The following is a 6,450-nucleotide window of genomic DNA, read 5'->3' as shown; positions in this document are numbered from 1 at the left end:
CTAATTGGTAAATCACATAACCAGAAGTTCGACAGTGTCATAGACTTATTACCGCGTAATAGTGAGGTTTTTGATTTCTTAAAGAAGGACAGTAATTTACCCTTCTCAAAGGTAAGAAAAAAAGGAAAGAGTAATTCAGATCGTAAAACCGAACACCATACAAATAAACAGTTGAAACGGTTTCCCTCCCAGTTTAAGTTGAATCTTAAAGAGGACTCATCGGGTAGAAAGATTAAAACTATACCTCTTAATAAAAACGGTTATGTTGAGATTAAAACAGATGTAGACGATGATTATTTATTCAGATCTTCTGATGCAGGAGAGCTTCAAATTGATATTTTACAAAAAACAAATATAAATGAAACTATCTCTAATGAGACAGGAAAGTCAGAGAATACGACTGTCAAATCAATCACTGTAAATAGGTCTGGCCCATCTGAAGGAAACATTCGTCTGGATATCAAACCTACAAAAGATGCTAAGGTAGGAGATGAGGTTGACATTAAAGTTAGTCTATCCTCACCTTCAGAAGATTTTACATGTAGGTTTACTGTTAGAGTAGATGAAAAGATTGCTCCCTCAAAAAATACGAGCGAAAAAAATGATAATAAGTTTCCTAAACCTCCAATACCTATTAAGGTCTATGAGAGTGTTCAGGATGAGAAAATGGGTAAAAGTTGGGATGACTATGATTGGGATGGAAATGATATTGTAAAAGTCATAGGTTCTAGTGAAGATAACTCCTCTTTAATAGATGCAATCGCCATTAATATGGATTCCTATGTGTTGAAAGATTTTATTAATAAGAACAAATACACTAGAGAAAAAGATATTCAACGCATTTCCAATAAGTATTTTCAACTCATATATACACACTCATTAGGGCTATATAGTATATGTACTAAGATGCAAGATAGCGAAAAAACTGAGAGTGTAGATAGTGATAAATCATACGATATACAGCAAGTTGATGATTTCATATCAAGTCTAGTTAAACCTTATGCTAGTTTTTTATTATATATGGATTTGCATAATGAGGAAATCATGAAGCAAATGAGTGATGAGGATTAAAGTTATAGTTGTTTCATAGGAATAAAAGCCAGATACATAGGGTGTCTGGCTTACATTTACTACCAACCTATATTAGTACAGGATATATATTAATATTAAACATTTTATTATTGTAATTTAGGTCTAACACATGGTTACCGAGGCATGAGGTACGCATCAGTTATTACAGAAATTTGGAGCCCGAAATCGCATATTTCGGAAGGTTGTAAATGGTAGATAGTTAGGCCATGCTTTTTCTTTTAGCTTTTAGCTCTAATAATATTTAATTCAACTGCAGTGGTAGCTGGTTATTTTTTAATATCTTATTTTTTTCATCGTTTATGCTTTTCTATTGTGAGCCTTAAGTGGTTATATCAAGTTCCGGAAACTCTTATCAGCACAGGCCGACCTTCTATACTCATTATTTTTACGAGTTCAAAAGTTAGTTGATTTCATGCACAGTAAGTAGCATTAATTATCTTTATTTTGAGCCTGTTCAATTAACTCTTTCACTCTCGCACTTTCTTTTAAAACACAGGCTTCATAAGCTGACAGCTCTTTGGCTTCTTGCTCTGCCTGTTTCTGCTGCTCTTCTTTTTGTTTGAAGTATTCTTCCAACTCTTCTGGTTGCGAGTAACTCATTACGAGCTCCTTATGTTTCATTATTTAGTGTGGATTAAGCGGTTCAAGAGGGGCGGTTCACCATTTAATTAAATAGGGTCTCTAGCCTTTAAATATTTCCTAATATCTAATTATTGTCTAATAAAAGTGGTTACAGCTACTTATAGCTAGAGCGGTCGACATACTTTTTATTCAGCGCCTTTAAGATAGCGTAGGTTTCTAAATCTATCATCCCATTTATCTTCTGAGGTCGGAAGTGGAGCTGAAAAGCATAAATGACATCACGGCTAGACTTATCCCACTCATTGCTGTCATTGATTTGATAACCATAGTCGCTAAATAGCTGTTTAATCTCGGGAAGAGTGGCAGTCTCAAACGAGCCCTCAATTAAAAAATGCTGCTTATCGCTTTCATCATACCAAGCGCCGACACCATATTGTTTATATAGTTTTTCCCAAGGGAATTTAGCGCCTGGATCTATTTTACGTGAGGGCGCCATGTCCGAATGACCAATAATGCTGGTAGGCTCAATCTCATAACGGGCAGCGATATCTTGTAATAGCTGAGCCACTTTCTTGATTTGTAAATCAGTAAAATCAACATAATGATGTGGTGGATGGTAACCATTATTTGCCTCTAACGCCATCTTAGCATTTTGGCCACGAAACTCTGGAGCAATGCCTAGATTTACAATCTCAATGCCAATAGAGGTGTCATTCAATATTTGTCTACCCTCAAATCCTCCTGCGCCTGCATGCCAAGCCCGTTCATTTTCAGGAACCAATTGGTATATTTTTTGATTATCAGCCAAAGGCACCAAATAGTGGGCACTGACATTACCTTTGGTTAGAATTTCTAGTGAAGCCGCTTCGTTTTCGGCGGTGTAGTGTAAAACAATAAAGCGTATGCGTTGGCTTTTCCCTTGAGCTTGATGACTTTTATCAATCACATAATGAGGGGTAGTATGGATAGCACAGCCACTAAGCAAAGACAGAGCAAGACTTATACCAACAACGGATTTTAATTTCATCATAGAATTATTTTCAAAGATAACGGGCCTAAAAACAGTATTAAGCCAAACAGGTAGCTTTATTATAACGTTAATTCTGAGGCGTCATTGTGTAAGAGAGTTTAAGCTTTAGAAACAAACATACTGCAATGTTGCTAAATTTAAAGGTTTTAGGGATTAAAGAGAATATTAAGTAAAAATAGACAATTTGCTATCGACATACCAAAAAATAAATTGTATGATTTTGACAATCTCATAAATAAAGCGACAGTATACTGCTGCTCTGGACGAGATTGGAGATTGGTAGTACGGCAATATTGATTGAAAGACCTAGTAAAATTGATATTACTTATTACCTTATATTTTTTTGATATTATTCAATTATATGCCTTAAATGGATTTATTTATTTTTCGATAGGAGTCGATATGAAACGTTTAACTACTCTACTTGCTACAGCGACACTAACCGGTCTGTTATCAACCACAGCTATGGCAGCTTCATTAAATGGCACGCAGTGGCAGTCCGTTGATGATAAAACAAAAGAGAAAAAAGCGGTTATTAAAATGACCGAGAGTAATGGAGTTGTAACAGGGACAATCATTAAGCTTAATGATGCTTCACAAGCAAAAGAAGTTTGCTCAAAATGTGAAGGCTCATTAAAAAATAAACCAATTGTTGGTCTACCTATTTTAACCAAGCTTAAAGCTGACGGTAGTAACTCTTGGTCTGGTGGTGACTTGGTTGATCCAGAAAGTGGTAAAGTTTATGGTGGAACTGTGAAGCTTTCTGAAGATGGTAAGACCCTGAAGCTAACAGGTAACGTTAAAGGTATGCCATTCTTGAAGCGTAGCCAAACTTGGACTCGCGTCAAATAAATAGCTTTAAGAACGTAATAGAACAATAAAGTTTAAAGTTATAATGAAGGTTAAAGGGCAATGCTCTTTAACCTTTTTTCATGGCTTATCTTTGACGGTTGTGGCTTACACGCTCCAGTATTTAAAGTTTAAAATAGAGTTTTTAAAGTGTCAGAAGGTTTTACATCCCCTTGTGCATCTAATCTATCCCTCTTATCTCGCTTTGGTACCACGGTTAATTTAGCATCGCTTTCAAAGATTACTGCAGCCACATCTTCATAATCATGAATGCCTTCGCTGCGCATGGCACATTCAATTTCCTGACGCGTCAAACGCTCTTTTCGCATGGCTTCTGGTAAGAACTGACCTTCGTAGAATACCACGCGAGGCTCAGAGAGAATGGTATTGGCAAATTCTGGGGACAAAGAAGCATATTTAGTCACTAGATATTGAAAGGTAAGTAAGGTGACTATCGAAGCCATCCCTTCAATGATAGGAACGTTTTTTAAAATAACCGTACTGGCTCCTATAGAGCCAATCATTACGGTCACCACCCAATCAAAGTTATTCAACTGTGAAGTAGAGCGCTTACCAGACACCTTATGGAGCAACACTATACAGATATAGACCACTGCTGCTGAGATAATCATCCTTAGCAGGGTTTGTTGACTGTCAAAAAATAACATATCCATAACTTATCAGGGGGTTCCCTTAATCTATGATAAATGAGCTCATAGAGTTATTGTTTAGCGGTCCAGTCTAACATCGTATCTAACACGTAGCGAGCTTCGTAAGTATTAAAAGGCTGTTCTGTAGCATTGCCATTAATTATCCCAACCACCACATAATCTTGACCAGATTGACCACGAACATAGCCTGCCATTGAAGTGACATCATTCAAAGTCCCAGTTTTAATCCATGCCCGGCCTATAGCCTCAGAATTGGGCAGTCTTTCAGAATGTTCCGCGATGGTGCCACTAATACCAGCCACGCCAAGGGAATTAACATAGGTATCAAAGTTACGGTGGTTGTAAGCAAAGCTGAGCAATTCAGCTAAATTCTCAGCCGTCACTGTACAGTCGCGGCATAACCCTGAGCCATTGGTCATGACCGGAGGTAGGGTGGTGAGATTGCTTTGCCACCACTGATTGATGGTAGCCAGTGATTTTAAATAATCAGAGTGTTGGGTCTGTCGAGACTTGATGACCTTAGTGATGGGTTTGGCGTTAGGATCCTCAGATTTTTGTTGAACCTGAGTATATAACGGCAAGGTTAAAGTCACCTGCTCGGTCATCACATTGTTTGAATAGTGATTAATATCATAAATCTGCTGTGACAGCGATAAGGAAGGATAGCTGACAAAAGGCAGGGGTGAGGACGGTAGTAGTGAAAAATATGGGGTCAAAACAGAATCTTTGTTTGGGCCCGCACTCATATCAAAATAGTTGCCGAACCGACTTTTTACGGGACTTTCGGTATTAATCATTTCTCCAGAAACTGTATTTCCCAAGCCTAAGAACTTAATGTTGCCCGATAAAGTATTCCCCAAATTGAGCCATTGGTTTTTTATCACTCGTTTGGCAAAGTCTTTCGCATCGGGATAAGCAATATAGAAGGTATGGGTGCCACAGCTATCTGGTAGCTTTTTATTAAAAACTAGTCCTGAATCTTGCCAAACGGGGGCCAGACTCGATCGTGCAGAAGAGCACCTTCCTGTAGAGGTATTTGCAAGGGTGTTAGGCAGCTCGTAGTCCGCCAGTCGTGGATTGTAATAAATTTTAGAGCGGCCCTTTTGGTTTTCATTTAATAACGGGACTGCAGTCACCTCAACGGAGCTAAAATTAACCAGTAGACCATCAGGACTGGCGTTGTAAGGTCGTAAAGGGTCATTGTCAAACGCTGCAGGATCTTTAGTCACCCCTTGGAATATGGAGCTGTCTAATACTATGTCACCCTTAATATGCTGAATGCCTGATTTTTGCACTTGCTCTAATAATTTATTTAAGCGCTGGGCGGTTAGTTTAGGATCGCCACTGCCTTTGATAATTAAATCACCATATAGCGTATTGGCTGAAATAAACCCAGTATGATAGACCTGGGTAAACCAAACAAAGTCTGGACCCAATAAATCTAAAGCCACAAAGGTAGGGATTAGTTTCATGGTGCTGGCAGGCATTCGCGGTAGGTCGGCTAAGTGCCTGACTGGAAACTCTATGCTCGCAGCCGGTTTTTCTATGACAGCTGGATCTGTTACTTCATTGCTTGTAACAACGGTTTGAGAAGCCGTTTGAGAATTAGTTTGAGTGACTGCCGGACTGGTAGGCGTGGTTGTGGCAGCACTGCTTTGCTGAGCAGAGGGTTTTGGCTCAGTAGCAGCAGTCCCAGACATTACTATAGTGTCTTGAGTCTCAGGTGGCAGAGCATCGGGATCAGAAGATTCTGCCTCCAATGCTTTGGCCTGTTCGGGCTTAACGGTTTTTGGCAATCTGCTTTTATTAGGTATAGGCTGTGTATTGTTATTTGTCGCAGCATTGATCGGCATAATAAGTAAGCTAATATCCTCGGTACTAATCTTAGCCCGATTTAACGCAGACTCTACAGGGGCTGGAAGCTGAGCTTGAGCCCATGACGATAACCCAAGACACAGACCTAGCGCAGCTGCCATTTTTTTGAAAGGCAGGGTACAGCTTGGTTGGTGTTTATGAGGATAATGAGAAGCTAAATTGGCAGGGTGTTCGAGGTTAGACAGAGTCATAAGGTTACAATCAACGGTTAATTTTGAGACAGCAAAAATGGGTTTAGACTCTCCATTATAACGTAAGCATCCGACCATCCCATCTTTTTTTCTATTAAAAAATGCGAGATAGTGTCCACGAACAAATAATCGTGGACACTAACATGACAACACAATCTCC

The 6,450-nt window shown here is 39.0% G+C and carries 6 protein-coding genes; 2 read left to right on the top strand and 4 right to left on the bottom strand.

The window, feature by feature from the left end; all coding sequences use genetic code 11:
* Positions 1–1,071, top strand: a 1,071-nt coding sequence (locus A1019T_RS13320) for a hypothetical protein (RefSeq protein WP_167366882.1), incomplete at its 5' end; no start/stop codon positions are given.
* A gap of 450 nt (positions 1,072–1,521) precedes the next feature.
* Here the strand turns inward: A1019T_RS13320 and A1019T_RS13315 are convergent.
* Together A1019T_RS13315 and A1019T_RS12505 are read right to left on the bottom strand one after the other, a co-directional pair.
* The gene (locus A1019T_RS13315) at positions 1,522–1,692 is read right to left on the bottom strand and encodes a hypothetical protein (protein WP_167366881.1); all 171 of its coding nucleotides are present in this window, start codon (positions 1,690–1,692) and stop codon (positions 1,522–1,524) included.
* A 136-nt stretch (positions 1,693–1,828) separates the two neighbouring features.
* Complete coding sequence (locus tag A1019T_RS12505; protein WP_208608080.1) at positions 1,829–2,704, bottom strand: N-acetylmuramoyl-L-alanine amidase; 876 nt, start codon at positions 2,702–2,704, stop codon at positions 1,829–1,831.
* Positions 2,705–3,106: 402 nt separating this feature from the next.
* Between A1019T_RS12505 and A1019T_RS12500 the strand changes: the two genes are divergently transcribed.
* The gene (locus A1019T_RS12500) at positions 3,107–3,556 is read left to right on the top strand and encodes a DUF2147 domain-containing protein (RefSeq protein ID WP_077452025.1); all 450 of its coding nucleotides are present in this window, start codon (positions 3,107–3,109) and stop codon (positions 3,554–3,556) included.
* A gap of 128 nt (positions 3,557–3,684) precedes the next feature.
* On the opposite strand, the gene A1019T_RS12495 is transcribed toward A1019T_RS12500, so the two are convergent.
* Together A1019T_RS12495 and A1019T_RS12490 are read right to left on the bottom strand one after the other, a co-directional pair.
* The gene (locus A1019T_RS12495) at positions 3,685–4,227 is read right to left on the bottom strand and encodes a DUF421 domain-containing protein (RefSeq protein ID WP_077452023.1); all 543 of its coding nucleotides are present in this window, start codon (positions 4,225–4,227) and stop codon (positions 3,685–3,687) included.
* Between the two features lie 47 nt (positions 4,228–4,274).
* A complete protein-coding gene (locus tag A1019T_RS12490) occupies positions 4,275–6,290 on the bottom strand; it encodes a D-alanyl-D-alanine carboxypeptidase/D-alanyl-D-alanine-endopeptidase (protein WP_077452029.1) in 2,016 nt (671 codons plus the stop codon).
* Between the last annotated feature and the right edge of the window lie 160 nt (positions 6,291–6,450).

Source organism: Psychrobacter piechaudii (genome assembly GCF_900162825.1).
GTDB lineage: Bacteria > Pseudomonadota > Gammaproteobacteria > Pseudomonadales > Moraxellaceae > Psychrobacter > Psychrobacter piechaudii.
The sequence above is the reverse complement of the archived record's forward strand: the minus strand, read 5'-3'. Positions and strand labels throughout refer to the sequence as shown.

Excerpts from the sequence above, each read along its gene's own strand:
- A1019T_RS12490 (WP_077452029.1), bottom strand. The coding sequence starts at position 6,290 with ATGACTCTGTCTAACCTCGAACACCCTGCCAATTTAGCTTCTCATTAT.
- A1019T_RS13315 (WP_167366881.1), bottom strand. The coding sequence starts at position 1,692 with ATGAGTTACTCGCAACCAGAAGAGTTGGAAGAATACTTCAAACAAAAA.
- A1019T_RS12505 (WP_208608080.1), bottom strand. The coding sequence starts at position 2,704 with ATGATGAAATTAAAATCCGTTGTTGGTATAAGTCTTGCTCTGTCTTTG.
- A1019T_RS12495 (WP_077452023.1), bottom strand. The coding sequence starts at position 4,227 with ATGGATATGTTATTTTTTGACAGTCAACAAACCCTGCTAAGGATGATT.
- A1019T_RS12500 (WP_077452025.1), top strand. The coding sequence starts at position 3,107 with ATGAAACGTTTAACTACTCTACTTGCTACAGCGACACTAACCGGTCTG.